The organism is Streptomyces sp. NPDC002671, from assembly GCF_053592475.1.
Genome location: NZ_JBSFVU010000008.1, coordinates 99,350 through 125,474 on the forward strand (window position 1 = coordinate 99,350; position 26,125 = coordinate 125,474).

The 26,125-nt window shown below is 71.8% G+C and carries 23 protein-coding genes and 3 pseudogenes; 9 read left to right on the plus strand and 17 right to left on the minus strand.

From position 1 onward, the window contains the following. Positions 1-2: 2 nt before the first annotated feature. Both ACWD35_RS14340 and ACWD35_RS14345 read right to left on the minus strand, forming a co-directional pair. Positions 3-257: a DUF397 domain-containing protein gene (locus ACWD35_RS14340; protein ID WP_451351512.1), complete on the minus strand. Its 255-nt coding sequence runs from the start codon at positions 255-257 to the stop codon at positions 3-5. After that, positions 258-1,118, minus strand: a complete 861-nt coding sequence (locus tag ACWD35_RS14345) for a helix-turn-helix domain-containing protein (protein ID WP_451351513.1) — start codon at positions 1,116-1,118, stop codon at positions 258-260. It abuts the gene before it with no gap. A 262-nt stretch (positions 1,119-1,380) separates the two neighbouring features. Between ACWD35_RS14345 and ACWD35_RS14350 the strand changes: the two genes are divergently transcribed. Both ACWD35_RS14350 and ACWD35_RS14355 read left to right on the plus strand, forming a co-directional pair. Beyond that, a complete protein-coding gene (locus tag ACWD35_RS14350) occupies positions 1,381-2,067 on the plus strand; it encodes an ATP-binding protein (RefSeq protein ID WP_451351514.1) in 687 nt (228 codons plus the stop codon). Between the two features lie 248 nt (positions 2,068-2,315). Next, the gene (locus ACWD35_RS14355; protein WP_451351734.1) at positions 2,316-2,705 is read left to right on the plus strand and encodes a hypothetical protein; all 390 of its coding nucleotides are present in this window, start codon (positions 2,316-2,318) and stop codon (positions 2,703-2,705) included. A 73-nt stretch (positions 2,706-2,778) separates the two neighbouring features. Here ACWD35_RS14355 and ACWD35_RS14360 read toward each other — a convergent pair whose 3' ends face one another. From ACWD35_RS14360 to ACWD35_RS14370, 3 genes and pseudogenes are all read right to left on the minus strand, one after another. Further along, positions 2,779-2,970 carry a hypothetical protein gene (locus ACWD35_RS14360; protein ID WP_451351515.1) on the minus strand — a complete coding sequence of 64 codons (192 nt, stop codon included), beginning with the start codon at positions 2,968-2,970 and terminating at the stop codon, positions 2,779-2,781. 144 nt (positions 2,971-3,114) lie between these two features. Further along, a pseudogene (locus ACWD35_RS14365) lies at positions 3,115-3,757 on the minus strand (DUF899 domain-containing protein). Between the two features lie 133 nt (positions 3,758-3,890). Then, positions 3,891-5,054: a cytochrome P450 family protein gene (locus ACWD35_RS14370; protein WP_451351735.1), complete on the minus strand. Its 1,164-nt coding sequence runs from the start codon at positions 5,052-5,054 to the stop codon at positions 3,891-3,893. Between the two features lie 207 nt (positions 5,055-5,261). Between ACWD35_RS14370 and ACWD35_RS14375 the strand changes: the two are divergent. Together ACWD35_RS14375 and ACWD35_RS14380 are read left to right on the plus strand one after the other, a co-directional pair. Further along, positions 5,262-5,666: pseudogene (locus tag ACWD35_RS14375) on the plus strand (RidA family protein); the annotation flags it as partial. A gap of 63 nt (positions 5,667-5,729) precedes the next feature. Beyond that, a complete protein-coding gene (locus tag ACWD35_RS14380; protein ID WP_451351736.1) occupies positions 5,730-6,167 on the plus strand; it encodes a GNAT family N-acetyltransferase in 438 nt (145 codons plus the stop codon). A 96-nt stretch (positions 6,168-6,263) separates the two neighbouring features. Here ACWD35_RS14380 and ACWD35_RS14385 read toward each other — a convergent pair whose 3' ends face one another. Then, positions 6,264-6,971 carry a uracil-DNA glycosylase gene (locus ACWD35_RS14385; RefSeq protein ID WP_451351516.1) on the minus strand — a complete coding sequence of 236 codons (708 nt, stop codon included), beginning with the start codon at positions 6,969-6,971 and terminating at the stop codon, positions 6,264-6,266. A gap of 131 nt (positions 6,972-7,102) precedes the next feature. On the opposite strand from ACWD35_RS14385, the gene ACWD35_RS14390 reads away from it, so the two are divergent. Then, entirely contained in the window at positions 7,103-7,741 is a 639-nt protein-coding gene (locus tag ACWD35_RS14390) for an RNA-binding S4 domain-containing protein (RefSeq protein ID WP_451351517.1), read from the plus strand. 7 nt (positions 7,742-7,748) lie between these two features. Here ACWD35_RS14390 and ACWD35_RS14395 read toward each other — a convergent pair. Then, positions 7,749-7,934, minus strand: a pseudogene (locus ACWD35_RS14395) (DoxX family protein); the annotation flags it as partial. A gap of 122 nt (positions 7,935-8,056) precedes the next feature. Beyond that, positions 8,057-8,737: a class I SAM-dependent methyltransferase gene (locus tag ACWD35_RS14400; RefSeq protein ID WP_451351518.1), complete on the minus strand. Its 681-nt coding sequence runs from the start codon at positions 8,735-8,737 to the stop codon at positions 8,057-8,059. A 185-nt stretch (positions 8,738-8,922) separates the two neighbouring features. Here ACWD35_RS14400 and ACWD35_RS14405 point away from each other — a divergent pair, with 185 nt between their 5' ends. Further along, positions 8,923-9,282, plus strand: coding sequence for a DUF6343 family protein (locus ACWD35_RS14405; RefSeq protein WP_451351519.1), 360 nt, complete (start codon positions 8,923-8,925; stop codon positions 9,280-9,282). Between the two features lie 15 nt (positions 9,283-9,297). Here ACWD35_RS14405 and ACWD35_RS14410 read toward each other — a convergent pair whose 3' ends face one another. From ACWD35_RS14410 to rpsA, 4 genes are all read right to left on the minus strand, one after another. After that, positions 9,298-9,678: a tetratricopeptide repeat protein gene (locus ACWD35_RS14410; RefSeq protein ID WP_451351520.1), complete on the minus strand. Its 381-nt coding sequence runs from the start codon at positions 9,676-9,678 to the stop codon at positions 9,298-9,300. Positions 9,679-9,728: 50 nt separating this feature from the next. Then, positions 9,729-10,340, minus strand: a complete 612-nt coding sequence (gene coaE / locus ACWD35_RS14415) for a dephospho-CoA kinase (protein ID WP_451351521.1) — start codon at positions 10,338-10,340, stop codon at positions 9,729-9,731. A gap of 45 nt (positions 10,341-10,385) precedes the next feature. Continuing rightward, complete coding sequence (locus tag ACWD35_RS14420) at positions 10,386-11,324, minus strand: PAC2 family protein (RefSeq protein ID WP_451351522.1); 939 nt, start codon at positions 11,322-11,324, stop codon at positions 10,386-10,388. A 240-nt stretch (positions 11,325-11,564) separates the two neighbouring features. Next, positions 11,565-13,055, minus strand: a complete 1,491-nt coding sequence (gene rpsA, locus ACWD35_RS14425) for a 30S ribosomal protein S1 (protein ID WP_067042841.1) — start codon at positions 13,053-13,055, stop codon at positions 11,565-11,567. 228 nt (positions 13,056-13,283) lie between these two features. Here rpsA and ACWD35_RS14430 point away from each other — a divergent pair, with 228 nt between their 5' ends. Both ACWD35_RS14430 and hrpB read left to right on the plus strand, forming a co-directional pair. Beyond that, the gene (locus tag ACWD35_RS14430) at positions 13,284-14,276 is read left to right on the plus strand and encodes a class I SAM-dependent methyltransferase (RefSeq protein WP_451351523.1); all 993 of its coding nucleotides are present in this window, start codon (positions 13,284-13,286) and stop codon (positions 14,274-14,276) included. A 76-nt stretch (positions 14,277-14,352) separates the two neighbouring features. Next, positions 14,353-16,917 (plus strand): ATP-dependent helicase HrpB, encoded by a 2,565-nt coding sequence (gene hrpB / locus ACWD35_RS14435; protein WP_451351524.1) that lies wholly within the window; start codon positions 14,353-14,355, stop codon positions 16,915-16,917. A gap of 14 nt (positions 16,918-16,931) precedes the next feature. On the opposite strand, the gene ACWD35_RS14440 is transcribed toward hrpB, so the two are convergent. The 5 genes from ACWD35_RS14440 to polA form a co-directional block, all read right to left on the minus strand. Further along, a complete protein-coding gene (locus ACWD35_RS14440; RefSeq protein ID WP_451351525.1) occupies positions 16,932-17,924 on the minus strand; it encodes a DUF3068 domain-containing protein in 993 nt (330 codons plus the stop codon). A 27-nt stretch (positions 17,925-17,951) separates the two neighbouring features. Next, positions 17,952-18,086: an SPW_0924 family protein gene (locus ACWD35_RS14445; protein ID WP_451351526.1), complete on the minus strand. Its 135-nt coding sequence runs from the start codon at positions 18,084-18,086 to the stop codon at positions 17,952-17,954. Between the two features lie 156 nt (positions 18,087-18,242). Continuing rightward, positions 18,243-20,027, minus strand: a complete 1,785-nt coding sequence (locus ACWD35_RS14450) for a lytic murein transglycosylase (protein ID WP_451351527.1) — start codon at positions 20,025-20,027, stop codon at positions 18,243-18,245. Positions 20,028-20,297: 270 nt separating this feature from the next. Then, the gene (locus ACWD35_RS14455; protein ID WP_451351528.1) at positions 20,298-20,672 is read right to left on the minus strand and encodes a hypothetical protein; all 375 of its coding nucleotides are present in this window, start codon (positions 20,670-20,672) and stop codon (positions 20,298-20,300) included. Positions 20,673-20,859: 187 nt separating this feature from the next. Further along, positions 20,860-23,640: a DNA polymerase I gene (polA, locus tag ACWD35_RS14460; RefSeq protein WP_451351529.1), complete on the minus strand. Its 2,781-nt coding sequence runs from the start codon at positions 23,638-23,640 to the stop codon at positions 20,860-20,862. A 165-nt stretch (positions 23,641-23,805) separates the two neighbouring features. Between polA and ACWD35_RS14465 the strand changes: the two genes are divergently transcribed. Continuing rightward, on the plus strand, positions 23,806-26,085 hold the full coding sequence (locus ACWD35_RS14465; protein WP_451351530.1) for an FdhF/YdeP family oxidoreductase: 2,280 nt from the start codon (positions 23,806-23,808) through the stop codon (positions 26,083-26,085). Positions 26,086-26,125: the final 40 nt, after the last annotated feature.

The following is a 26,125-nucleotide window of genomic DNA, read 5'->3' on the forward strand; positions in this document are numbered from 1 at the left end:
GGTCACGTGAGCAGGAAGTCCGCCTCACCCGCCTTCGCGCCCTCGATGAAGGCGGTCATCTCGTCCGTGGTGTAGATCAGCGCGGGGCCGTCCGGGTCGGTGGACTGGCGTACGGCGATCCGTCCGTCGGACAGCTTCATCGCCTCCAGACAGTTGCCGCCGTTGCCGCCGCTCCAGGGCTTGTGCCACCCCTCGCTTCCCAACTCCCGTGCTGGCATGCCGTTGTAGACGCGACCGCGCGGCGTGATGCGATCCATTCACAGCTCCTTGCGGAGATCCCGGAGGATCTCCTTCGTGCGTTGTGCCGTGGCGGCCTGCGCCGCCATGCGGTCCATGACCTCCAGGTGGGTCCCCACCTCGGAGCGCGCGTCCAGGTAGACGGCGCCGGTCAGGTACTCGCTGTAGACCATGTCCGGGAGTTCCGACATGGCGAACCGGAACAGCACGAAGGGCCCGTACGTCCCCGGGTGCGGCCCGTTGGCGAACGGGGCGACCTGGAGCGTCACATGGGGCAGCTTCGTAGCCTCCAGCAACCTGTCGATCTGCGCGCGCATCACCTCCGGGCCGCCGACGGGGCGGCGCAGGGCGGTCTCGTCCATCACCACCCAGAAGCGGGGGGCGTCGGGCCGGGTGAGCAGGTCCTGGCGTTGCATGCGCAGCGCGACGTGGCGCTCGATGTCGTCCGGGCTCGTCTGCCCGATGGCACCGGACTTGAGCACTCCGCGCGCGTAGTCCTCGGTCTGCAGCAGCCCGGGGACGAAGTGCGGCTCGTAGGAGCGGATGAGGCTGGCCGCGCCCTCCAGGCTGACGTACATGGAGAACCAGCCCGGCAGGATGTCGTGGAACCGCTGCCACCAGCCGGGCTTGTTGGCCTCCTCGGCGAGCTGCACGAAGACGTCGGTCTCGTCATCGGGCACGCCGTAGGCCTTCAGCAGCAGCTGCAGGTACGGGATCTTGAGGGCGACCTCGGCCATCTCCATACGGCGGACGGTGGCGGGGGCGACACGGAGGACACGGGCGGCCTCCTCGCGCTTGAGACCGGCGCGTTCCCGCAGGTCCAGCAGGCGTCGGCCAAGGACGACCTGACCCACGGTCGGCGCGGACCGCGGCTCGCTCACGCTCCCACCTCCACCGAAGGAAACCCGAAGTCCCGCAGAGGATCCCGCAACGGATCCCGACTGCCCTACGACAGCACAGCCCTACGACAGCCCTACGGCGCCATTCGAAGATTCGTTCGAAGATCCGGACGGATCAGCGACTATCCCAATTGGCGCCGTTCGACGTGCTGTTGCGAGCAGTGTGCCACGGCCACTGACCGAGTCACACTGCACTCTGCAATTTTCAGAGTGACACTTGCCAAGTGTTCGCGGCGGGGCGATAGTGGCAAGCGTGATTCCGTCCGCGCCCTTAGGAACAGACGCCGCCGCAGACCGCCTCGGTCTCGGTGCCACCACGGGAGCAGCCCCTGGCCGGGGCGCTGCCGGGCGCCGGTTCCGCTTCGAGCTGGCCGCTCATCCGGGTTCCCCCGCACAGGCGAGACGCCTGACGCGTGCCAGGCTGACGGGCTGGTCGGTGTGCGCGGACACCTGCGACAGCGCGGCTCTGGTCATATCCGAGCTGGTCACCAACGCGATCGTGCACACCGCGAGCAGTCGCGTCGTGTGCGAGCTGCACGACCACGACGACACGGTGCGCATAGCCGTGCACGACGAGGGCTGCGCGCCGGGCGATCCGCACCCGTCCCCGCAGCGGCCCGACGACGAGCGCGGGCGCGGCCTGCTGCTCGTCGACGCCCTGTGCGAGGCCTGGGGTGCCCAGGAACACGGTCCCGGGCTGCTGGTCTGGGCCGAGCTACCCCACCAGACCGACGCGGCCTCCGGCACCGCCGGACCGCGCAACGACCTGGGCTGGGGCGCCCGGCCCAAGCCGAGCCCCTCGCACGACCCGGGCCGCTCACACGAGCCGAGCCCTTCGCACGGCTCCCGCGAGGACGGGCCGATCCCGGTCCAGCGCCGGACACCCCCGCAGCAGCGCGGCGGATGGGAACCGAAGCAGCACAGCGCATAGGAGCTGCCGTGAACAGCACCATCGGCCCCGGCCGCCCGCACCACAGCTCCGCCACCGCCTCCGCTTTCGGAGTCGGCGCGTATCACGCCACCGGTCCGCACCTCGCGACGACCCCGGGCCTCGGCGCGCCCCACATCAGCGATGTCGCCCCGCGCCTCACCACGGGTTCCGACCGGCCGCTCGGCCTGGACACGCTGGTACGTCTGAAGCGCCGGCAACCCGCTCCGGCCCCGGCCGCACCCGCAGCCATGACCGCGAACACGGCCAAGAACGCCACCACGAACACAGCCACGACGCGCCGGCTGCCGCTGCCCGAGGGCATGACGGTCCCGCTCGGCTGCGACGCCGTGGCCGTACCGGACCGCCTCGGCCCGCTCGTCGCCCCACAGCTGCCGCGCCTGGGCTGCGTGTACACCGACGGCGCCCGCTGGTGGTGGATCGTTCCGGCCGACTCCGACGACGCCCTCCCCTGGCCGGCCCCGGCCCACTACGCCCCCGGCGCGCTGGTCCCCGGCACCGCCCGCCTCATCCACCGCCCGGAGGGCACGGTCCCGTACACCCCGCCGATCCCCCTGTACCTGGCCCTGTGCCGGGTGACGGGCACGACCCCGGACTGGTCCCGGGCCGTCTCGGCGTAGCCGCCCCGGCCCCCGCACTCCCGGCTCTACGCGGAGCTGTACGCGGAGCTGTACGCGCTCCAGGCGGAGCAGTTCACGGCGCGGGCACCAGTCCCCCGCCCTCGCCACCCCGCACGATGACCAGGAACGTGTCCGTCGCGAGGTCCATCACGACCTCGGCGGGCAGGCCTTCCAGACGCCGCGCGTGCGCGAACTCCTCCGCGGGCCACGATCCTCGCGGACCGCCGGCGGGAAAGCGCTCGAGCACTGTTCGCCCGTTCACCATCCTGCACCTCCAGAAAGCGTCCTGTTGTCAGGAGTTAACGCCCTGGAGCAGGGAAGCGCCTCGCCCAGTGACGGGACTGAGACATGACCGACACCACTTCGGCACGCTCCGCACAGGGAACGGAACCGTCAGCATTCGTACTCGTCATTCGTACTCGTCATGCAGCCGCAGCCGGTCGCTGCCCACGGGCCTGCGCCCGAGCGGCGTGAGGTCGAGCAGGCCGGCGATCGTGCTGAGGCGGTCCAGGCCGTCGTCGTACACCGAGTAGGTGTGGAAGACCCGGTCGCGATCCCGCAGGAAGCAGCTGACACCCGGCCGCTCGACCAGTTCCCCGCCCAGGTCCACGGTCACCTCGAAGTCGAGGTTGAAGTCGCTGTGGCACGACGAGTACCAGGGCACCGCCCAGCCCATCCGCGACTTGAACGGCAGGATCCGGGTGAACGACGCCCGGGACACGGCCGCGAACGAGGTGTGCCGGGCCCGCAGGTGCGCGAGGTGGCCGACCTGGTCGAGGAAGGCCGAGCAGCCCGGGCAGCCCGCCCCCCCACTCCGGCGCGAACATGGAGTGGTGGACGACGAGTTGGGACCGCTCCTCGAAGAGGTCGAGGAAGGTGGCCTTGCCGTCGCAGCCCTCGAAGACGTACTCCGGGTCGACCTCGACCATGGGCAGTCTTCGCCGCTCGGCGCCCAGTTGCTCGTACGCCTTGCTGACCGCCTCCTCCTTGTGCAGCAGTTCCTCGCGCGCCGCGCGCCACTGCTCGCGCGAGACGATCTCCGGAAGCGACATGGGCCCTCCTGTCCGACGGTCGTTCCGGGTGGTGACCGCCAGCAGGAGCGGAACTCGTCGGAATACGGCGGCCGATTCCAAGAATTTTTCAGGCGCCTCTCGGCCACGGCCCGCGCACCGACTCACTACGTCCTCAGTACGTCACCGGCAGCGCCACCAGCCCACGGGCCCGCAGCGATCGGCGCCAACGCAACTCGCCCTCCGCGAGCGCCAGATCGGGGAACCGCTCCAGCAGGGCGGCCAGCGCGATCTCCGTCTCGGCGCGGGCCAGGGGTGCGCCCAGGCAGTAATGGATGCCGTGCCCGAGGGCGAGCTGGCCGGCGGCATCGCGGCCGAGGTCGAGGCGGTCGGGGCCGGGGAAGCGCTCGGGATCGCGGTCGGCGGCGGACAGGGAGACCCAGACCGTCTCGCCCGCCGGGATGGTCACCCCTGCGATCGTCACGTCCTCGACCGGGAACCGGCGCATGGCGAGCAGCATGGGGCCCTCGTAACGGGCCAACTCCTCGACTGCGGCAGGAAGTCGCTCCGGCTCCTTGCGCAGGGCGGCGAGCTGGTCGGGGTGTTGCAGGAGGGCGAGCACGGCGTTGCCGATGAGCTGGACCGTGTTCTCGTACCCGGCGAAAAGGATGAGGAAGGCGAGGGACATCAGCTCGTCCTCGGTGAGCCGGTCGCCCTCGTCGCGTACGGCGATCAGGTCGCTGAGCAGGTCGTCCCCGGGCTCCCTGCGCTTGGCCGCGAGGAGCCGGGTGAGGAAGCCGAGCATGGCCGCCATCGCCTCCTTGACGGCGTGCGGGCGGGCCGGGTCGGGGGCCGTGAGGACGTCGGTCCACTGCCGGAAGTCCAGCCGGTCCCCCTCCGGGATGCCCAGCAGGTCGCAGATGACGGTGATCGGCAGCGGCGCGGCATAGGAGGCGACCAGATCGGTGCTGCCGTGCGTGCCGAGGGCGTCGAGGAGCCGGTCCGCGGTACGCCGGATGGGTGTGCGGAGCTGCTGGATTCGGCGCGGGGTGAAGGCGCGGCCGACCAGGCGCCGGATGCGGGTGTGGTCCGGCGGGTCCATGTTGAGGAGGTTGGCATCGAGGGCGGGTGGCAGCGAGAGGCCCTTGTACGTACCGGCCCCGCTCCGTTTGTCCAGGGAGAGGCGGGGGTCGGCGAGGGCGGCACGGACGTCCTCGTACCGGGTGACGAGCCAGGCGGGGGTGCCGTCCGGTCCGGTGACGCGGTGCACGGGCGCGGTCTCACGCAGGCGCCGGTAGACGTCGTAGGGATGGTCGATGAGGCCGTCGGCGAGGTCCATGCCGGGCAGCCTACGCGGGCTCCGCTCCAACTCCCTTACGACCGACGGCACATCGGCGGTGGCGGCGAGGTCGTGGACCGGCGAGCGGAAAATCGGGTGCGGACCGGCGGCCGGGGTGCGGATCATCAGGAGGTTGGCCCTTGCCACGTCCCGATGGCCTGTCGGCCCACGTCCCGATGCCCCGATTCCCCGATCCGAGGAGCCGCCATGATCCGTCGAGTGAACGCGCCCGGCCTCTTCCCGCCGCCCACCTATGCGCACGCATCCGTCGTGGAGGCGGGCACGAAGCTCGCGTTCCTGGGAGGAGCCGTACCGCTCGACGCCGAGGGCACGCTGGCCGGGGCCGGCGACCCGCTGCGGCAGGCCGAGCAGGTCATCGCGAACCTCCGGGAGCAACTGCAGGCCGTCGGCAGCGACTTGGAACACGTCGTCGCCACCGATGTGTACGTGGTGAGCACCGATCCCGCCGTACTGGCCGCGGTGTGGAAGGTCGTCGAGGCCTCGGGGCTGAGCCTCGGCCCGCATTCGTCCACGCTGCTCGGTGTGGCCTGCCTCGGGTACCCCGGCCAGCTGGTGGAGATCACGGCGACGGCCGTGGTGCCGGAGGAGGCCGGCGCGACGGCCGGGGGGACAGTCGAGGGGACGGCCGGGGGGACAGTCGAGGGGACGGTCGGCATCCGGCGGGCGGGGTCTACGGACGCGCGCGCCGCCGCCGACACCTGGTTGCGGTCCTTCGCCGCCGCGCTGCCGACGGTGGTCCGGCCGCACTCCGACGACGAGGTGCGGGACTACTTCCGGGACGTGGTGATCCCGCTGCGGGAGACGTGGGTCGCGGAGGCGGCCGGAGGCGAGATCGTGGGCCTGATGGTCCTGGAGGGGGAGTCGCTGTCCCAGCTGTATCTGGCCCCGGGGTGGCGGGGCCGTGGGCTCGGTGACCGGTTCGTCGCCCTCGCCAAGGAGCGCAGCCCCGGTGGCCTCACCCTGTGGACCTTCCAGGTCAACAAGCCCGCCCACCGCTTCTACGAGCGGCACGGCTTCACCGCGGTGGAGTTCACCGACGGCAGCGGCAACGAGGAGCGGGAGCCGGACGTGCGCTACGTGTGGCGCCCCTGAGGCGTCCGGCACGCCCCAGCGTCCGGCACCCGCGGTGTCCGGCACCCGCGGTGTCCGGCACCCGCCGAGGCACCCGCCTGCGCGCAGCTGCACCCCCTACGGCAGCCCGGCCGCGTCCGCCGCCGTGCGCAGCACCTCGCGCAGCATCTCCGGGGTGAGCCTGCCGGTGAAGGTGTTGCGCTGGCTGACGTGGAAGCAGCCGAAGAGGTCGAGGCGGAGACCGGGGCGGTCCAGGGCGACCCGGGTGCCGTGGGCGAAGGCTGGGCGGGGGCGCGGGACGGTCCAGCCCGCCTCGGCGAGCGCGGGCAGCGCGGCCTGCCAGCCGAAGGCGCCGAGCACCACGGCCGCCCTGAGCGTCGGGCACAGCAGCTTCAGTTCCTCGACCAGCCAGGGGCGGCAGGTGTCGCGCTCACCGGGGGTCGGCTTGTTGGCAGGCGGGGCGCAGTGCACGGGCGCGGTGACACGGACGCCGTACAGCTCCAGGCCGTCGTCCGCGCTGACCGAGGTGGGCTGCGAGGCGAGCCCCACGTCGTACAGCGCCTGGTAGAGCACGTCTCCGGAGCGGTCACCGGTGAACATGCGGCCGGTGCGGTTGCCGCCGTGCGCGGCGGGCGCCAGCCCGATGATCACCAGACGGGCGTCGGCGGGCCCGAAGCCGGGCACCGGCCGCCCCCAGTACGTCCAGTCGGCGAACGCGGCCCGCTTGGTCCGGGCCACCTCCTCGCGCCAGGCGACGAGCCGGGTACAGGCCCGGCACTCGGCGACACGCCGGTCGAGCCGAGCGAGGGCACAGCTGTCGTCCATGGGGCCACGGTATGCCCGCTCCGGCCTGGCGAAGGTTCCCCCGTAGTTCTCGTGTTCCCTGACCGGGGACGGGCGCGGCACCCCCGGAAAACGCCTCCGGCTCGCCCGCCCCGGGGCGCTAGGGTCGGGGCATGGCTTCCGAGGATGCGGACGAGAACGTGAACCGTGACACCGGCGGACGGGGCGAGACGGCCCCCGCCCGGGATGCCGAGAACCCCGGCGCCGCCGCTGCCCAGCCGCTCGACCCCGAGGTCGCCGCCGCGGTGGCCGCCGCCGAGGCCGCCGGGCCGGCCAACGGCGAGACGGTACGGATCGACAGCTGGATCTGGGCCGTACGCCTGATCAAGACGCGTTCCCTGGGCGCCACCGCCTGCCGTGGCGGGCACGTCCACGTCAACGGCGAGCGGGTGAAGCCCGCCTACTCCGTGCGCGTCGGCGACGAGGTCCGCCTGCGGCACGAGGGCCGGGAACGCGTCGTGATCGTCAAGCGCCTGATCCGCAAGCGGGTCGGCGCCCCCGTGGCCGTCCAGTGCTACATCGACAACTCCCCGCCGCCCCCGCCCCGCCAGGCCACGGCCCCGGCCGGCCTGCGCGACCGCGGCACGGGCCGCCCCACCAAGCGCGACCGCCGCGAACTGGAACGCCTCCGGGGCCTCGCCGGGCCGGGCGGGTTCGGTGGGCTCGGTGGACCTGGAGGGCCGGGAGGACCCGGAGGGCTGGGGGGACCCGGAGGGCCCGGCGGACCCGGCGCCCGACCCCGGAGCCGCTGACCTGGGGCCCCCAGCCGATCTTGTCGAAGGACTCGACGGCCGACGGATGCGCGATCAGCTTGGGCAGCGCACTCGCAATGCCGAAGAACAGGGCGAGCAGCACCTGCACACCACGCAGAGCGATGGCGGCAAAGCGACGCCTCGCGGGCGCGGAAGCGGCGGAGGAGGCGACGGGGGCAGTGGTCTCGGACATCAGGGTCTCCTGGGTGATGCGAACTCGCTTGCTGTCACCGAGATAGACCGGCCCCGCCCCTAAAACTCATCGCCACCCACGCGATCCTTGCGCAGGCCATGAGGCCTACCCACTCCAGCCCCCTACCCCGCCACCGGCACCGCCTTCACCCAGATCCCGTCCGGGGTCAGGTACTCGGCCACCTCCAGTCCCGCTTCCGCGAGTGCCGCTTCGAACTGGTCCCGGTTCAGGAGGCGGGACCGGAAGGTCTGGGTCCAGACCGCGTCGGGGAAGACGTACTCGGCGAGGACGGAGTTCACGCCGTCGCCGACCGGCTCCGCCGAGACGATCCGCATGGTGAAGCCCGGGTCGACGCGCTCCCTCGGCACGTTGGTGTGGTAGTCGGCGCCCTCCCGCTGGATGAGCACGCAGCCGCCCTCCGCCACGTGCCTGACGCAGGTGCGCAGCAGGCCCCGGCGCACCTCGACGTCGGCGGCGTGGACGAGGAACGACGCGAGCATCACCACGTCGAACTTCTCGTCCAGATCGAGATGCTCGATGGGGCCGCATATCGTGCGCGCCCCGCGGACACGGGCGAGCATCTCCGCGGACTCGTCCACGGCCGTGACCGTGAAGCCGCGTTCCAGCAGGGGGTGGGTCACCCTGCCCACTCCGCTGCCCAGTTCCAGGATGTGCGCCCCGGCCGGTACCGCCGCGGCGATGACGTCCGGTTCGTCGCGCACCGGCAGTCGCGAGTACAGCTCGACCGCGCAGCCGTCCGGGGTGATCGCACCGGGTCCTGTTCCGCTGTGTCCCTCACGCATTTTGATCGTCATGCCGGCACAACGGCCGGGCGTCGTACGGCCGTTCCCTGCTCGCCGTAGTTCACTCGTTCGAGGGTTTCGCCGGTGCTGCGGGAACTTTCCGGCCAGCTTCTTCCCGGCCATGACGACCGCGCTTGATGGACGTCTGCGGTGAAGAGTACGTTTTTAGGAGGAACGGTGATCCTATGCGTACGGGCAGTGAACCGGCGACCGCGCGCAGTGCCCTGCGAGCGCGGTTCTGGCTGAGCGTGTGGGGGCTGATCTGGGCGATCTTCGGCACGGCGCTGTTCGCGCTGCTCGGGCGCCCCGGCTGGGCGGCGGCCTTCGGGATGCTGTGGCTGGTGATCACCATCGACCTGACGATGATCGTCCGGCATATCCGGGAGGGCCCGCACTATCAGCCCGGCCCCGACGTACCGCCGTACTGGCCGCCGGAGAGCCGCCCGCCGCGCCTGCCACCGGGCGGCGGTCCGCCCTATCCGCAGCAGCAGCCGTACCCGCAGCAGCCTCCCCGTCGGCGGCAGCCGCCGCCCGGTCACCCGTGAGGGGCGGGGCCGGCCTCACGCGTCGAAGCGCGCGGCCTTCAGGTAGTCGGGGTTGGGGTCGAGCGCGGCGGCCAGCCGGAAGTGGCGGATGGCATGGTCGGGGCGGCCTTGGCGTTCGTAGGTGCGGGCGAGCGCGAAGTGGGCGAAGGCGTTGTCCGGCTCGCGTTCCAGCACGATGGTGAATTCCAGCTCGGCGGGGCGCAGTTGCGCGGCGGCGAAGAAGGCACGCGCGCGCAGCAGGCGGGCGGCGGTGTTCTCGGGGTGCGCGGCGATGACTTCGTCGAGCAGCTTCACCGCGCCCCGCGGGTCCCGCGCGTTGAGCAGTTGCTCGGCGGCGCGGAAGTCGATGACATGCGTCTCCGGGGTTCGTCCGATCGGACCGCTGGTCTCGGGCACGGCAGAGTCCTTCCCTCTCTCCGGCGGTTCAACGCCCGGACGGGGGACCGCTATTCCGCGCCGCCGGCTGCCGCCCGCCGCACGAGGTCGTCCCACACCTGCGCCACGCGCTTTCTGAGTTCGTCCAGGGGTACGTCGTTGTCGATCACGATGTCCGCGATCTCCCGGCGCTGCTCGCGGGTCGCCTGCGCGGCCATACGCGCACGTGCGTCGTCCTCGGTCATGCCGCGCAGTCGTACGAGCCGGTCGAGCTGGGTCTCGGGGCTCGCGTCCACGACGACCACGACGTCGTACAGCGGCGCCAGGCGGTTCTCGGTGAGGAGCGGGACGTCGTGGACCACCACGGCGTCGCCGGCGGCGGCGCTCTCCAGTTCGCGGGAGCGGGCGCCCACCAGGGGGTGGACGATCGAGTTGAGAACGGCGAGCTTGTCGGGGTCGGCGAAGACGATGGAGCCGAGCCGGGGGCGGTCGAGGCTGCCGTCGGCGGCGAGGACGTCCTCGCCGAATGCCTCGACCACCGCCGCCAGGCCGGGTGTTCCGGGCGCGACGACCTCGCGCGCGATGCGGTCGGCGTCGATCAGTACGGCGCCGTGCTCCACGAACAGCCGCGACACCTCGCTCTTGCCGGCGCCGATTCCACCGGTGAGGCCCACTTTCAGCATGAGCGGAAGCTTAGGGCCTGCCCCTGACGGCGGAATCGGCGGAGGTCAGTTGTCGCCCTCGCGTTCCGCCAGGAAGCGCTCGAACTCCAGCCCGATCTCGTCGGCCGAGGGGATGTCGACCGGTTCGGCGAGCATGTTGCCGCGGGTCTCGGCGCCGGCGGCGGCGTCGTACTGGTGCTCCAGGCCCTGGACGAGCGCGGTCAACTCCTCGTCGCCCTCCTGGATCTGCCGGTCGATCTCGGTCTGCGTGCGGTGCGCCTCTGCGCGCAGGGAGTGCGCGATGCCGGGCAGGACCAGGCCGGTGGCGGCCGTGATGGCCTCCAGGACGGTCAGGGCCGCGTCCGGGTACGGGGAGCGGGCGATGTAGTGCGGGACGTGCGCGGCGACACCCAGGACGTCGTGTCCGGCCTCCATGAGGCGGTACTCCACGAGCGACTCGGCGCTGCCCGGCACCTGGGCCTCGTCGAAGGGGCTGCGGTGGCCGGGGACGAGGTCGGTGCGGTTGCCGTGCGGGGTCAGGCCCACGGGGCGGGTGTGCGGGACGCCCATGGGGATGCCGTGGAAGTTCACGGACAGGCGGACGCCGAGCCTCTCCACGATCTGCTGTACGGCCGCGGCGAACCGCTCCCATTCGACGTCCGGTTCGGGGCCGGAGAGCAGCAGGAAGGGGGCGCCGGTGGTGTCCTGGACGAGCCGGACCTCGATGGCGGGGTCCTCGTACTCCGTCCAGCGGTCCCGCTTGAAGGTCAGCAGCGGGCGGCGGGCCCGGTAGTCCACGAGCCGGTCGTGGTCGAAGCGGGCCACGACCTGGTGGGGCAGCGAGTCGAGGAGCCGGTCGACGATCTGGTCGCCGGTCTCGCCCGCGTCGATGTATCCGTCGAAGTGGTAGAGCATGACAAGTCCGGCCGACTCCTGGGCGAGCGCCATGTCGACGACGGCGAGGCCCTTCGGCTCCCATGCGTACAAACCCTGCGGATCAAGCACTGTGACCGCTCCTCCTCGTGTTCCTCATCGACAACACGCCCTGGAGCAGGGGCATTCCCGCGACGCGCCGCTGATCAGCGATCTCACGAAGAGGATACGAACGAACGCGCGGGCAAGTGCAACTCCGGGGACGCGCCACCGGAGGAGAGCCGAAGGAGCCCCGGAAAACGCCTGAGGGGCCGCACCTCGAAAGGTACGGCCCCTCAGAGCCGGTTATCGGCTAAGCCTCAGCGGCAGAGCTCAGCTCTGGCCGCCGGCCAGCTTCTCGCGCAGAGCGGCAAGCGCCTCGTCCGAGGCCAGCGCGCCGGAGGTGTCCGCGCCCTCGGAGGAGTACGAACCGCCGGTCGCGGCCGGAGCCGCAGCCTCGCCACCCTCGGCCGCAGCAGCGGCGTCGGCCTCGCGGGACTTGATGACCTGCTGCTGGTGCTGCTCGAAGCGCTGCTGCGCCTCGGCGTACTGGCGCTCCCACTCCTCGCGCTGCTTCTCGTAGCCCTCGAGCCAGTCGTTGGTCTCGGGGTCGAAGCCCTCGGGGTAGATGTAGTTGCCCTGGTCGTCGTAGGACGCGGCCATGCCGTACAGGGTCGGGTCGAACTCGACCGAGGCCGGGTCGGCACCGAAGGACTCGTTGGCCTGCTTCAGCGAGAGGCTGATGCGGCGACGCTCGAGGTCGATGTCGATGACCTTGACGAAGATCTCGTCGTTGACCTGGACGACCTGCTCCGGGATCTCCACGTGGCGCTCGGCCAGCTCGGAGATGTGGACCAGACCCTCGATGCCCTCGTCCACGCGGACGAACGCACCGAACGGAACCAGCTTCGTGACCTTACCGGGCACGACCTGGCCGATCTGGTGGGTGCGGGCGAACTGCTGCCACGGGTCTTCCTGGGTCGCCTTCAGCGACAGGGAGACGCGCTCGCGGTCCATGTCGACGTCGAGGACCTCGACGGTGACTTCCTGGCCGACCTCGACAACCTCGGACGGGTGGTCGATGTGCTTCCAGGACAGCTCGGAGACGTGGACCAGACCGTCGACGCCACCCAGGTCCACGAAGGCACCGAAGTTGACGATCGAGGAGACCACACCGGAACGGACCTGACCCTTCTGGAGGGTCGTGAGGAACGTCTGGCGGACCTCGGACTGGGTCTGCTCCAGCCAGGCACGGCGGGACAGGACCACGTTGTTGCGGTTCTTGTCCAGCTCGATGATCTTGGCCTCGAGCTCCTTGCCGACGTACGGCTGGAGGTCGCGGACGCGGCGCATCTCGACCAGGGAGGCCGGGAGGAAGCCACGGAGGCCGATGTCGAGGATGAGACCACCCTTGACGACCTCGATGACGGTACCGGTGACGATGCCGTCCTCTTCCTTGATCTTCTCGATGGTGCCCCAGGCACGCTCGTACTGGGCGCGCTTCTTCGAGAGGATCAGGCGGCCTTCCTTGTCCTCCTTCTGGAGGACCAGGGCCTCGATCTCGTCGCCGACGGCCACGACCTCGTTCGGGTCGACGTCGTGCTTGATCGAGAGCTCGCGGCTCGGGATGACACCTTCGGTCTTGTAACCGATGTCGAGCAGGACCTCGTCCCGGTCGACCTTCACGATGACGCCGTCGACGATGTCGCCGTCGTTGAAGTACTTGATCGTCTCGTCGATCGCGGCGAGGAAGGCTTCCTCGTTACCGATGTCGTTGACCGCAACCTGCGGAGTGGTGGCGGTGGTCTCGGTGCTGCTCGTCATGTGGGAAAGGGCTCCGGTACGGACATGAAGTCGTAGGTACTGCTTACGCCGGGAGCCCGTTTCGCTCTGATGAAGCCGGACAGCCAAGGAAGCGCCCCACCAGTGAACTGGTGATGGCGCCTCGAGAACCGAGGGGACATACAACAGATGCGAGCGCAACCTGCTACGTCTGAGGTGTGCAGGCCCGCAGCGCAACTTGTAGCATACGGGGGCAGCCGGGCAGGGTCAATGCGCGAAGGCGCACACCCGGGGCGGATCGCCGCATTCCCGGCACAAGAAATCGTCCCAGGAGGCCGCGCAGGGCTGCGGGACACCCTTTCCTGCGACACGCGTAGCGACACGCGCGCCCGGCGGGTTGCACGGAAGAGTACGACGAGGGAGCCGATCATCCAAGAGCCTGAAGCGTTCGAACCCGAAGGGTCCGAGGAGTTCGAACCGGAAGCCACCCGACGTGACGCCGGAGTCGCGGAGAGCGCCCGTGCCAACCGGGGCTGGTGGGACCGCAACGCGGACGAGTACCAGGTCGAGCACGGCACGTTCCTGGGCGACGACCGCTTCGTGTGGGGCCCGGAGGGCCTGGACGAGGTGGAGGCCGAGCTGCTCGGCCCGGCGGAGGACCTGAAGGGCAAGGGGGTCCTGGAGATCGGCGCGGGCGCGGCGCAGTGCGCGCGCTGGCTGGCCGCCCAGGGTGCCCACCCGGTGGCCCTGGACCTCTCGCACCGCCAGCTCCAGCACGCGCTGCGCATCGGCGGATCGTTTCCCCTCGTCTGTGCCGACGCCGGCGCGCTGCCCTTCGCGGACGGCTCCTTCGACCTGGCGTGCTCCGCGTACGGGGCGCTGCCGTTCGTCGGCGACCCGCGGCTGGTGCTGCGCGAGGTGCGCCGGGTGCTGCGGCCGGGCGGCCGGTTCGTGTTCTCGGTGACGCACCCGATCCGCTGGGCCTTCCCGGACGAGCCGGGCCCCGAGGGGCTGTCGGTGTCCTCGTCGTACTTCGACCGCACGCCCTACGTGGAGCAGGACGAGGAGGGTCGCGCGGTGTACGTCGAGCACCACCGCACCATCGGCGACCGGGTGCGGGACGTCGTGGCCTCCGGCTTCCGGCTGGTCGACCTGGTGGAGCCGGAGTGGCCGGCCTGGAACACCTCGGAGTGGGGCGGCTGGTCCCCGCTGCGCGGGAACCTGATACCGGGGACGGCGATCTTCGTGTGCGAGCGGGACTGAACCCGTTGCCCGTTGCGTACGCCTGCGCGTCCGCGCGCGTGAAGGGTGATTTCGCGGTCGTACGACACTAGGGGGCGTGATCCGTTACGACGCCCTGGACGCGCTGCCCGTGCGTACCGCCCTGCCCGCTCTCGCCGACGCGCTGGAGGGGGACGGCACCGCCGTCCTGGTGGCGCCGCCGGGCACCGGCAAGACGACGCTGGTGCCGCTCGTGCTGGCCGGGCTGGTCGGGGACGGTCCCGCGCGGCGGGTCGTGGTCGCCGAGCCGCGGCGGATCGCGGCGCGCGCGGCGGCCCGGCGGATGGCGTGGCTGCTGGGCGAGCAGGTGGGCGGCAGCGTCGGCTACACGGTGCGCGGCGAGCGGGTCGTGGGGCGCCGCGCGCGCGTGGAGGTCGTGACGACCGGTGTGCTGCTGCAGCGGCTGCAGCGCGATCAGGAGCTGCCGGGCGTGGACGTAGTGGTGCTCGACGAGTGCCACGAGCGTCATCTGGACGCCGACACGGTGGCCGCGTTCCTGTGGGACGTACGGCAGACGCTGCGGCCGGAGCTGCGGCTGGTGGCGGCGTCGGCCACCACCGACGCGGAGGGCTGGGCGCGGCTGCTCGGCGGGGCGCCGGTGATCGAGGCGAAGGGTGTCTCGCACCCGGTCGAGGTGGTGTGGGCTCCCCCTGTGCGTCCGGTAGGGCCGCCGCACGGGATGCGGGTGGATCCGGCGCTGCTGGCGCACGTGGCGTCGGTGGTGCGGCGGGCGCTGGCCGAGCGGGACGGGGACGTGCTGTGCTTCCTGCCGGGTGTGGGCGAGATCGCGCGCGTGGCCGGGCAGCTCGGGGATCTCGGTGACGTCGAGGTGCTTCAGGTGCACGGGCGGGCGCCGGCGGCCGTGCAGGACGCGGTGCTGGCGGGCGGGGAGCGGCGGCGGGTGGTGCTGGCCACGTCCGTGGCGGAGTCGTCGCTGACCGTGCCCGGGGTGCGGGTGGTCGTGGACGCGGGGCTGGCGCGGGAGCCGCGGGTGGACCACGCGCGCGGGCTGAGCGGGCTGACGACGGTACGGGCGTCGCGGGCGGCCGGGCGGCAGCGGGCGGGGCGGGCCGGGCGGCAGGCGCCGGGTGCGGTGTACCGGTGCTGGGCGGAGGCCGAGGACGTCCGTCTGCCGGCTTTTCCGGCGCCGGAGATCAAGGTGGCCGACCTGACCGCGTTCGCGCTTCAGGCGGCCTGCTGGGGCGATCCGGACGCCTCCGGGCTGGCGTTGCTGGATCCGCCGCCGGGCGGGGCGATGACGGCGGCGCGCTCAGCGCTGACAGCGGTGGGGGCGGTGGACTCCGTCGGGCGGGCCACGGAGGTCGGTGTACGGCTGGCCCGGCTGGGGGTGCACCCTCGGCTGGGCCGGGCGCTCCTGGACACCTCCGGTGAGGGTGCCCCGGTTGTCGCCCTGCTCTCCGAAGAGGTGCCGCGCGACTACGGCGATGACCTCGCCGGTGCGTTGCGGCGCGCGCGGCGCGGGGGCGACGCCTACACCGGCCGGTGGGCGAGGGAGGTACGGCGCCTGCAGTCCGCCTCCACGGAGTTCGCGCACCCGTCCGCCCGTGACTCTCTTCCGGTCGAGACGACCGCCGAGGCTTCTTCGCTCACCGCAACCGCGGTGCGGACGGGTGGGTTGGCGGATGCCGGGGACGACAGGCTGGTCGGGGTTGTCGCCGCCCTCGCGTTTCCCGAGCGGGTTGCCAGGCTGGACGGGGGGTCGTACCTCATGGCGTCCGGGACTCGGGCCGAGCCGGCGGAGGGGTCGGCGTTGCGTGGGGCGCCCTGGATCGTCGTCGCCGTTGCCGATCGGCCCTCGGGGAAGGGGCACGCGCGTGTGCGGCTCGGGGCTGCCGTGCAGGAGGACGTGGCGCGGGCCGCTGCCGGGGCCCTGCTGGACGAGCGGGACGAGGTGCACTGGGCCGACGGGGATGTCGTGGCCCGGCGTGTCGAACGGCTGGGGGCCGTCGAGCTGGCCGTACGGCCGCTGAAGGAGGTCGAACCCGGTCTCGTGCGCGAGGCGTTGCTCGAAGGGCTGCGGCTCGAAGGGTTCGGGCTGCTGCGGTGGTCGCCGGAGGCGCAGGTGCTGCGGCAGCGGCTGGCGTTCCTGCGTGCGCATCTCGGGGAGCCGTGGCCGGACGTGTCGGACCAGGCGCTGCATGCGCGCGTGGACGAGTGGCTGGAGCCGGAGCTGAGCAGGGCCCGGCGGCGGGCGGATCTCGCGCGGATCGACGCCGGGCAGGCGCTCGCGCGGCTGCTGCCGTGGGCGAGCGGGGAGGCCGCCCGGCTGGACGAGCTGGCGCCCGAGCGGATCACCGTACCGAGTGGGTCCAGAATCCGGATCGACTACCAGGACCCGGAGCGGCCGGTCCTCGCCGTCAAGCTGCAGGAGATATTCGGCCTCCAGGAGACGCCGGCCGTGGCGGGGGTGCCGCTGCTCGTGCATCTGCTCTCCCCCGCCGGGCGGCCCGCCGCCGTCACGGCCGACCTCAACTCCTTCTGGAAGGACGGCTACAAGGGCGTACGCGCGGAGCTGCGCGGGCGTTATCCGAAGCATCCGTGGCCCGAGGACCCGGCCGGCGCCGAGCCCACCCGGCACACCAACGCGCGCCTCAGGGGCTGACCGGGACGCGCGGTTCAGGCGCTGACCGGCTCGGGTTCCGTCGCCTGCGCGGGGGCCGGGTCCGCCGGGCGCCGGCTGCGCGCCTCCAGGTACAGGGAGAGCGCGAGGAGCAGGAGGCCGAGGGTCAGGAAGCCCCGGGGCAGGTACGAGGTCAGCAGCAGGACCAGTGTGCGGTTGTGTTTGACGAGGGCGACCGTGTGCTCGATGTAGTCCTCGCGCATCTTCACGTCGCCAGCGAACGCCGTGACCCTGTCCCGTCCTCCGAGGAGCGTGCCGCCGCGCAGTTCCTCCTTGTGCAGTTCCTCGGCGTAGACGGGCGCCCCGGTCACCGGTTCGACCCAGAACGTGCGGACGGTGGTGTACCAGCGGGTCGTGCCGGTTCTGGCGACCGACTCGGGGGTGATGCCCTGCACGGGCATGGCCTTCGGGAGGCGCACCTTGGTCCAGGGGATGGTCTGTTCGAAGAAGTAGACCTTCAGGCCACGGAAGTGCCTGGTGCCCTTGTAGTGGATGGGGTTGATGGTGCGGGTCTGCGCGTCGAAGTACTCGTAGTCCCGTTTCTGGGTCAGGAACGGGAACTTGAACTCGATGCCGTCCCGGCGGACCGGGTCGCCGTCGACCGACTCGCCGGTGGCGTGGACGGGGTCCTGGCTGTGGGCGTCGAAGATGTAGCGCTCCGGGATCTTGGAGACCATCTTGCCGTCGGGGCCCTGGACGTAGGACAGGCTGTCCCAGACGACGACGGGCCGGCCCGCCGCTCTCCCGACCTTCTTCGCCGACTCCACGTCGCCCTTGAGGGTCTGCACGATCGTCACTTTGGAGACTTTCCTGGCGCGCATGGTGCCGTAGTCGAGCAGGGTCGCTCCCCTGGCCTCCAGAACCATGTCCTGGTACTCGTTCGCGGGGATGCGGGCCAGGCGCGGGAAGGCGTACCAGCGCAGCAGCGGGGACAGCGCCGCGCAGAACACGGCGCAGGCGAGCAGGACCAGGCTTGCCTTGCGGCGCATTCCGGCCTCCCTCCCGGACGGGCGCGGCTACGGGTGCGAGGGCACCGTCGTCAGCAGCGGCTTGGGGGATGTCCGGCCCGTCGGCGCGCCCAGGGCGGTCATCGTGAGGACCAGGGCGAGCGCGAGGGCGAGACCGGTCGCGGCGGCGATGAGGGCGCGCATGCGGGGCCTCCCGGCGGACGGTTCCTGATGGGGCGTCAGGTGGGGCACCGTAGCAACGGGCGGGCGAGATGAGAACACGTTGCACGCATGCGCGAGGGCGCCCTCCCCGCCGGAGCGGAGGGGCGCCCTGCTGTGCTGTGCTTTACGGCCGTCCGGTCAGGAAGTCGCGGACGGGCTCGGCGACGGGCTCGGGGACCCGCTCGGCGAGGGGCTCGGGGACGCGCTCGGCGACGGGCTCGGGGACCCGCTCGGCGAGGGGTCGGGCGCGGCGACCTTCAGTTCGACGGTGAGGGTGGCGCCGCCGGTGGTGGTGATACGGAGCAGGAACGTGCCGGTGACGTCGTCCGCGTACAGCTTCGGCAGCGTCAGCAGGCCGTTGTCGTCCGTCTGGAGGCCGGTGAGCGTGCGTACGGCCTTGCCGTCGGCGTCCTTGAAGTAGGGGCCCTTGTCGTTCTCGGTGGCGTCGTCGGCCGACTTGATCAGCGTGGCCGTGGACGCGACCTTGTCCGCGACGGCGCCCTTGTACGTCGCCTTCACCTGGACCTGGTCGGCGAACTCGCCGCCCGGGGTGCAGGTCAGCGGGGTGTCGCTGGTGCGGGCGAGGGTGTCCGCGACGCGCTCGGTGACGGTGGCGGTGTAGTCGACGCCCTTGGCCTGGTGGCCGACGACAGCCGTGGTGATGGTGAAGTCGCCGGTCTTCTCGCCCGCCTGGAGCGCCGGTGCGAGCGCCACGCCCTGGGCGTCGGTGATGACCGTGGCCACGGTCTCGCCGCCGGCGAACGTGGCGTCGGTTTCGCCGGTGATGGTGAACCGGATCCTCACCTTCCCCACGGACTTCTCGGCCTTGGTCTCCGCGCGGGTGCTGATCCGCTGGTCGAACGCGTCGCCGGCCATCGCGGTGAGCTGCGCGGTGCCCGCGTCCTCCAGGTGGTCCACGGTGTCGGAGGGGGTGGGCGGCTTCGGCGGGACCGGGGGCTTCGGGTCGGGGGTGCCGGGGCCGCCGGGCTTGTCCGGTGTCGGGGCCGGCTTCTTGTGGTGCGGGTGCTTCGGGGACGCCGGGGCGCCCTTGTGGCCGCCCTTGTTGTCGTCGCTGCGGTGGGAGGGCACGGGGCCGGTGCCGTCGGGGACGGAGTGGGTGCCCTTGCGGTAGTACTCCAGCCAGTTCAGGACCAGGTTGAGGTAGTCCTGCGAGTTGTTGTAGCTGAGGATCGCGCTGTGCAGGCCGCCCGTGGTGGACATGTCCCAGCCGTTGCGGCACAGGTAGTGACCGGCGGCGAGGGCGGCGTCGTAGACGTTGTTGGGGTCGCTCTTGCCGTCGCCGTTGCCGTCGCGGCCGGCCCAGGCCCAGGTGGACGGGATGAACTGCATCGGGCCGACGGCCTGGTCGTAGTGGCTGTTGCCGTCGTACAGGCCGTGGTCGGTGTCCTTGATGAGGGCGAAGCCGTTGCCGTCGAGCTGCGGGCCCAGGATCGGGGTCAGGGTGGTGCCGTTGGCGTCGACACGGCCGCCGCGGGCCTGGCCCGACTCCACCTTGCCGATGGCGGCGAGCAGTTGCCAGGGCAGGTTGCAGCCGGGCTGGGACGCGTGCAGTTCGGTCTCGGCCCTCTTGTAGGCGTCGAGGACGGTCGCCGGGATGCCGGCCTCGGCCTCGCCCCGGGAGACGGGGGTTCCGATCGTCGGAGAGGGGCTCGGTGCGGGGCTGTTCAGCGGCGGCAGGTCCGTGTAGTACGGCGAGTTGCCGGTGGCGTTGCCCTCGGCAGTGTTGCCGTCGGAGCCGCCGGTGTCCGGTACCGGGGAGCTGGCGCCGGCCGCGGCCTGTCTGCCGTGGTCCTCGCCGATCACTCCCGGCCCCTGGGACGCGGACAGAGCCGCGACCGCCGCCGCGGCCACGGCGGTGGTCGCCGCCCCCTTGCGCAGTCGACTGCCGAAATGCGCCGCCATTGAGTGAACCCCTCCCGTGGACGCCTCGGCGTCCGTGTCCCGTCCGTCTGCCTCGCTGTGGTGTGACGGTCGACCCGGTCCTGTGGTTGCCCTCCAGGCCCGGCAACCCAGGTGACCCTACGACAACTTGTCTGGCACCGGGACCCGTTCACGCCCGATTTTCACCGGTTGGCCAACTGGCGTTGGCCCGCGGGGCAAGGGGATGAGTCGGGACACAGCGGACGAACATGATCGTACTGGCGGCGGCGCGGCTCGGGCCCGCATTCGGGGTCAGGGCGTGGCGGACGGCCGCTCGCGCAGCCCGGGTCTCTCGGTGAGGGACGCCACGAAGACGGTGAGCTCGGGCCGGGTGCGCGCTCTCGGGACGAGGGTGAGCGCGAGGGCGAGGTAGCAGCGGGCGAGGTCGGCCCACTGGCGCCAGTCGGGGGCGCGGCCCGCCCGGACGGCCCGGCCGGCGAACAGGCATCTGAGGTCCGCGGCGGCGCTGCGTACGGTCGTCGCCAGGTCGGCGGGAATGCGGGCGGTGCTTGCGTCGGCCGCGAGGGCCGGGACCGGCGAGGGAGGCGTCACCGGGGCCGAGGCGGTGTCCGCCCGGGCCGGGGTGCCCGCCTCGGGCGACCGGCGGTGGAGCATGCGTATACCCATGCCCGCATCTTGGCGGCTGGGAGGCCCGGGGGGCGTTTTGGCGGGGGCCACGTGAGTGACGGGCCCTCCGGGGGTTCGGCCGTTTGCCGGTGGGGGTGGGCTGGAGGGGCCGTGCGGGGTGGCATGGCGAGGGGGCGCCGGCCGTCCTTGGCGGACAGCACCGCGCCCCCCTGCCGAGCGCCGCGGGCTAGTGTGCCGCCGACTCCCAGTCCGGGCCCACGCCCACCGAGACGTCGAGCGGGGCCCTCAGGTGGACGGCGGCGGCCATTTCGCGGCGGACGAGCTCCTCCGTGGCCTCGCGTTCGCCGGGGGCGATCTCCAGGACGATTTCGTCGTGGACCTGGAGCAGCATGCGGGACCTGAGGTCCGCCTCGCGCAGGGCCCGGCCGACATTGAGCATGGCGATCTTGACGATGTCCGCCGCGGTGCCCTGGATCGGGGCGTTGAGGGCCATGCGCTCGGCCGCCTCGCGGCGCTGGCGGTTGTCGCTGTTGAGGTCGGGGAGGTAGCGGCGGCGGCCGAAGAGGGTCGCCGTATAGCCCGTCGCCCGCGCCTCGTCGACGACCCGGCGCAGATAGTCCTGCACGCCGCCGAAACGCTCGAAGTACGTGTCCATGAGGGCACGCGCCTCGCCCGCGTCGATGTTCAGCTGCTGGGACAGGCCGAACGCCGACAGGCCGTACGCCAGGCCGTACGACATCGCCTTGATCTTGCGGCGCATCTCCGCGTCCACCGCGTCGCGTTCCACGGAGAAGACCTGGGAGGCGACGGTGGTGTGCAGGTCCTCGCCGGAGGTGAACGCCTCGATCAGGCCCTCGTCCTCGGAGAGGTGGGCCATCACGCGCAGCTCGATCTGGCTGTAGTCGGCGGTCATCAGGGACTCGAAGCCCTCGCCGACCACGAAACCGCGGCGGATGGCGCGGCCCTCGTCGGTGCGGACCGGGATGTTCTGCAGGTTCGGGTCCGTGGAGGACAGGCGGCCGGTGGCGGCGACCGTCTGGTTGAACGTGGTGTGGATACGGCCGTCGGCGGCGACGGTCTTGATCAGGCCCTCGACCGTGACGCGCAGCTTCGCCTGCTCGCGGTGGCGGAGCATGATCACCGGCAGTTCGTTGTCGGTCTGGGTGGCGAGCCAGGTGAGGGCGTCGGCGTCGGTGGTGTAGCCGGTCTTGGTCTTCTTGGTCCTGGGCAGGGCCAGCTCGCCGAAGAGGACCTCCTGGAGCTGCTTGGGCGAGCCCAGGTTGAACTCGTGCCCGGCCGCGGCGTGCGCCTCCTTCACGGCCTGCTGCACGGCACCCGCGAACATCTGCTCCATCGCTTCGAGGTGCGCGCGGTCGGCCGCGATGCCGTGGCGCTCCATGCGGGCGAGCAGTGCGGAGGTGGGCAGCTCCATGTCGCGCAGGAGGTCGGCGGCGCCCACTTCCTCCAGGCGGCTCTCGAAGGCCTCGCCCAGGTCGAGGACGGCGCGGGCCTGGATCATCAGGGCCTCGGCCTCGGCGCCGTCGTCCGCGCCGAAGGCCAGCTGGCCGTCGGCCGCGGCGGCCGGGGCCAGCTCGCGGTGCAGGTACTCCAGGGAGAGCGCGTCGAGGTCGAAGGAGCGGCGGCCCGGCTTGACCAGGTAGGCGGCGAGCGCGGTGTCCATGGTGACGCCCTCGATGGTCCAGCCGTGCTCGGCGAAGACGCGCATGGCGCCCTTGGCGTTGTGGAACACCTTGGGCCGGCCGGCGTCGGCCAGCCAGGCGGCGAACGCCTTCTCGTCGGCCTCGTCCAGCTCGGACGGGTCGAACCAGGCGGCGGACCCGCCCTCCCGTCGCCCACCACCACCCTTCTGCGGAAGCCCTTCGGGCTGCCCCTTTGGTTTTGCGGCGAGGGCGACCTCGGCGACCGAGCCGGTGCCGAGCGCCCAGGTGCCGACGGTGGCGACGCCCAGGGTCTCGGTGCCGTGCTCGGCGAGCCAGGGGGCCAGCTCGCCGGTGCCGAGGACGGTGCCGTCCAGTGTGACGCCCTCGGTCGCGACCGGGGTGGTCTCGGCCTCCTCGGCGCCGGGGTCGACCGCGTAGAGGCGCTCGCGCAGGGAGGGGTTGCGGATCTCCAGGGTGTCCAGGATCATCGCGACGCCCTTGCGGTCGTACGGGGCCCGCTCCAGCTCGGCGACCGTCCTCGGCAGCTCGACCTGGCGCTCCAGCTCGGTGAGCCGGCGGTTGAGCTTGACCGACTCCAGGTGGTCGCGCAGGTTCTGCCCGGCCTTGCCCTTGACCTCGTCGACGCGCTCGACCAGCTCCGCGAACGAGCCGAACTGGTTGATCCACTTCGCGGCGGTCTTCTCGCCGACGCCGGGGATGCCGGGGAGGTTGTCGGACGGGTCGCCGCGCAGGGCCGCGAAGTCCGGGTACTGCGCGGGCGTCAATCCGTACTTCTCGAAAACCTTCTCCGGGGTGAACCGGGTCAGCTCCGAGACGCCCTTCGTCGGGTACAGGACCGTCGTGTTCTCGGTGACCAGCTGGAAGGAGTCGCGGTCGCCGGTGACGATCAGCACCTCGAAGCCCGCGGCCTCGGCCTGGGTGGCGAGGGTGGCGATGACGTCGTCGGCCTCGAAGCCCTCGACGGCGAAGCGCGGCGCGTGCATCGCGTCCAGCAGCTCGCCGATCAGCTCGACCTGGCCCTTGAACTCGTCCGGGGTCTTGGAGCGGTTCGCCTTGTACTCGGTGAACTGCTCGGAGCGCCACGTCTTGCGGGAGACGTCGAAGGCCACCGCGAAGTGGGTGGGCGCCTCGTCACGCAGGGTGTTGGCCAGCATCGACGCGAAGCCGTAGATCGCGTTCGTCGGCTGGCCCGTCGCGGTGGTGAAGTTCTCCGCGGGCAGCGCGAAGAACGCGCGGTACGCCAGCGAGTGCCCGTCCATGAGCATCAGCCGGGGACGGGTGCCGCCGGAGGTCTTGTCGGTCTGCTTCGGTGCTGTCTCTGCCACGCCCCCGATCCTGCCACGCCCCACTGACAGCCGGGCCCGCGGTGACCGCGCCGCAGGGCTCACCCACGGGTCCCGGCCGTCGTGCTCCCGCCCGGCACGGTTGTCGGTGGCGCGTGGGAGGATCGGTCCCGGATTTCTCACACGCAGTCGAAGGGGGGCCGTGCGATGGCGACGAAGCCACCGAAGGGTGATCCGGTTCAGGACGCACCACAGGTCGCAAAGCCCAAGCGCGCGGTGGCGGGGCTGCCGGCCCTCGGCCACACGCTGCGTATCGCCCGCCAGCAGATGGGCGTGAAGCGCGCCACGCTGACGCTGCTGAGCGTGAACCAGAAGAACGGCTTCGACTGCCCGGGCTGCGCCTGGCCGGAGCCGGAGCACCGGCACACGGCGGAGTTCTGCGAGAACGGCGCGAAGGCGGTGGCCGAGGAGGCCACGCTGCGCCGGGTCACCCCCGAGTTCTTCGCCGCGCACTCCGTCGCCGGCCTCGCCGGGCGCAGCGGCTACTGGCTGGGACAGCAGGGGCGGCTGACGCACCCCATGTACCTCCCCGAGGGGGGCGAGCACTACGAGCCGGTCACCTGGGAGCGGGCCTTCGGCATAATCGCCGAGGAGATCGCCGCGCTCGGCTCCCCCGACGAGGCCGTCTTCTACACCTCGGGCCGTACGAGCAACGAAGCCGCCTTCCTGTACCAGCTGTTCGCGCGCGAGCTGGGCACGAACAACCTGCCGGACTGCTCGAACATGTGCCACGAGTCCTCGGGCTCGGCGCTGTCGGAGACCATCGGCATCGGCAAGGGCAGCGTCCTGCTGAAGGACCTGTACCAGGCCGACCTGATCATCGTCGCGGGCCAGAACCCGGGGACCAACCACCCGCGCATGCTCACCGCGCTGGAGAAGGCCAAGGCGGGCGGCGCGAAGATCATCAGCGTCAACCCGCTGCCCGAGGCGGGCCTGGAGCGGTTCAAGGACCCGCAGACCGCGAAGGGCATCCTCAGGGGCACCGCGCTCACGGATCTGTTCCTGCAGATCCGCATCGGCGGCGACCAGGCGCTCTTCCGGCTCCTGAACAAGCTGATCCTCGAGACGGACGACGCGGTCGACGAGGAGTTCGTGCGCGAACACACCCATGGGTACGAGGAGTTCACCGAGGCGGCCCGGGCCGCCGACTGGGACGACACGCTCACCGCGACCGGCCTCACGCGCGCGGAGATCGAGCAGGCCCTCGGCATGGTCCTCGCCTCCAAGCGGACCATCGTCTGCTGGGCGATGGGCCTCACCCAGCACAAGCACGCCGTCGCGACCATCCGCGAGGTCGTCAACTTCCTGCTGCTGCGCGGCAACATCGGCCGGCCGGGTGCGGGCGTGTGCCCGGTGCGCGGCCACTCGAACGTGCAGGGCGACCGGACGATGGGCATCTTCGAGCGGCCCGCCCCGGCCTTCCTGGACGCGCTGGAGAAGGAGTTCGGGTTCGCGCCGCCGCGCGCGCACGGCTTCGACGCCGTACGGGCCATCCGCGCGCTGCGCGACGGCGAGGCGAAGGTGTTCTTCGCGATGGGCGGCAACTTCGTCTCCGCCTCCCCGGACACCGAGGTGACCGAGGCGGCCATGCGGCGGGCCCGGCTGACCGTGCACGTGTCGACCAAGCTGAACCGCTCGCACGTGGTCACGGGTGCGCGGGCGCTGATCCTGCCGACGCTCGGGCGGACCGAGCGGGATCTCCAGGGCAGCGGCGAGCAGTTCGTGACCGTCGAGGACTCCATGGGCATGGTGCACGCCTCCCGGGGCCGTCTGGAGCCCGCGAGCACGCACCTGCTGTCCGAGCCCGCCATCGTGTGCCGGCTCGCGCGCCAGGTGCTGGGCGGGGACAGCGTGGTGCCGTGGGAGGAGTTCGAGAAGGACTACGCGACGATCCGTGACCGCATCGCGCGCGTGATCCCCGGTTTCGAGGACTTCAACGCGCGCGTGGCCCGTCCGGGCGGCTTCACGCTGCCGCACGCCCCGCGCGACGAGCGGCGCTTCCCGACGGCCACCGGCAAGGCGAACTTCACGGCGGCGCCGGTCGAGTACCCCGAACTGCCCGAGGGGCGGCTGCTGCTCCAGACCCTGCGCTCGCACGACCAGTACAACACCACGATCTACGGCCTCGACGACCGCTACCGGGGCATCACGAACGGCCGCCGGGTCGTCCTGGTGAACCCCGAGGACGCGCGGGAGCTGAAGGTCGCGGACGGCTCGTACGTCGACCTGGTGAGCGAGTGGCGGGACGGTGTGGAGCGGCGGGCGCCCGGCTTCCGGGTCGTGCACTACCCGACGGCGCGGGGGTGCGCGGCGGCGTACTACCCGGAGACCAACGTGCTGGTGCCGCTGGATGCCACCGCGGAGACCAGTAACACCCCGGCCAGCAAGTCCGTCGTGGTGCGTCTGGAACAATCGGCGACCGACTGAGCGTTTGCTCAGCCACCAGACAGGAGCACCACGAACGGAG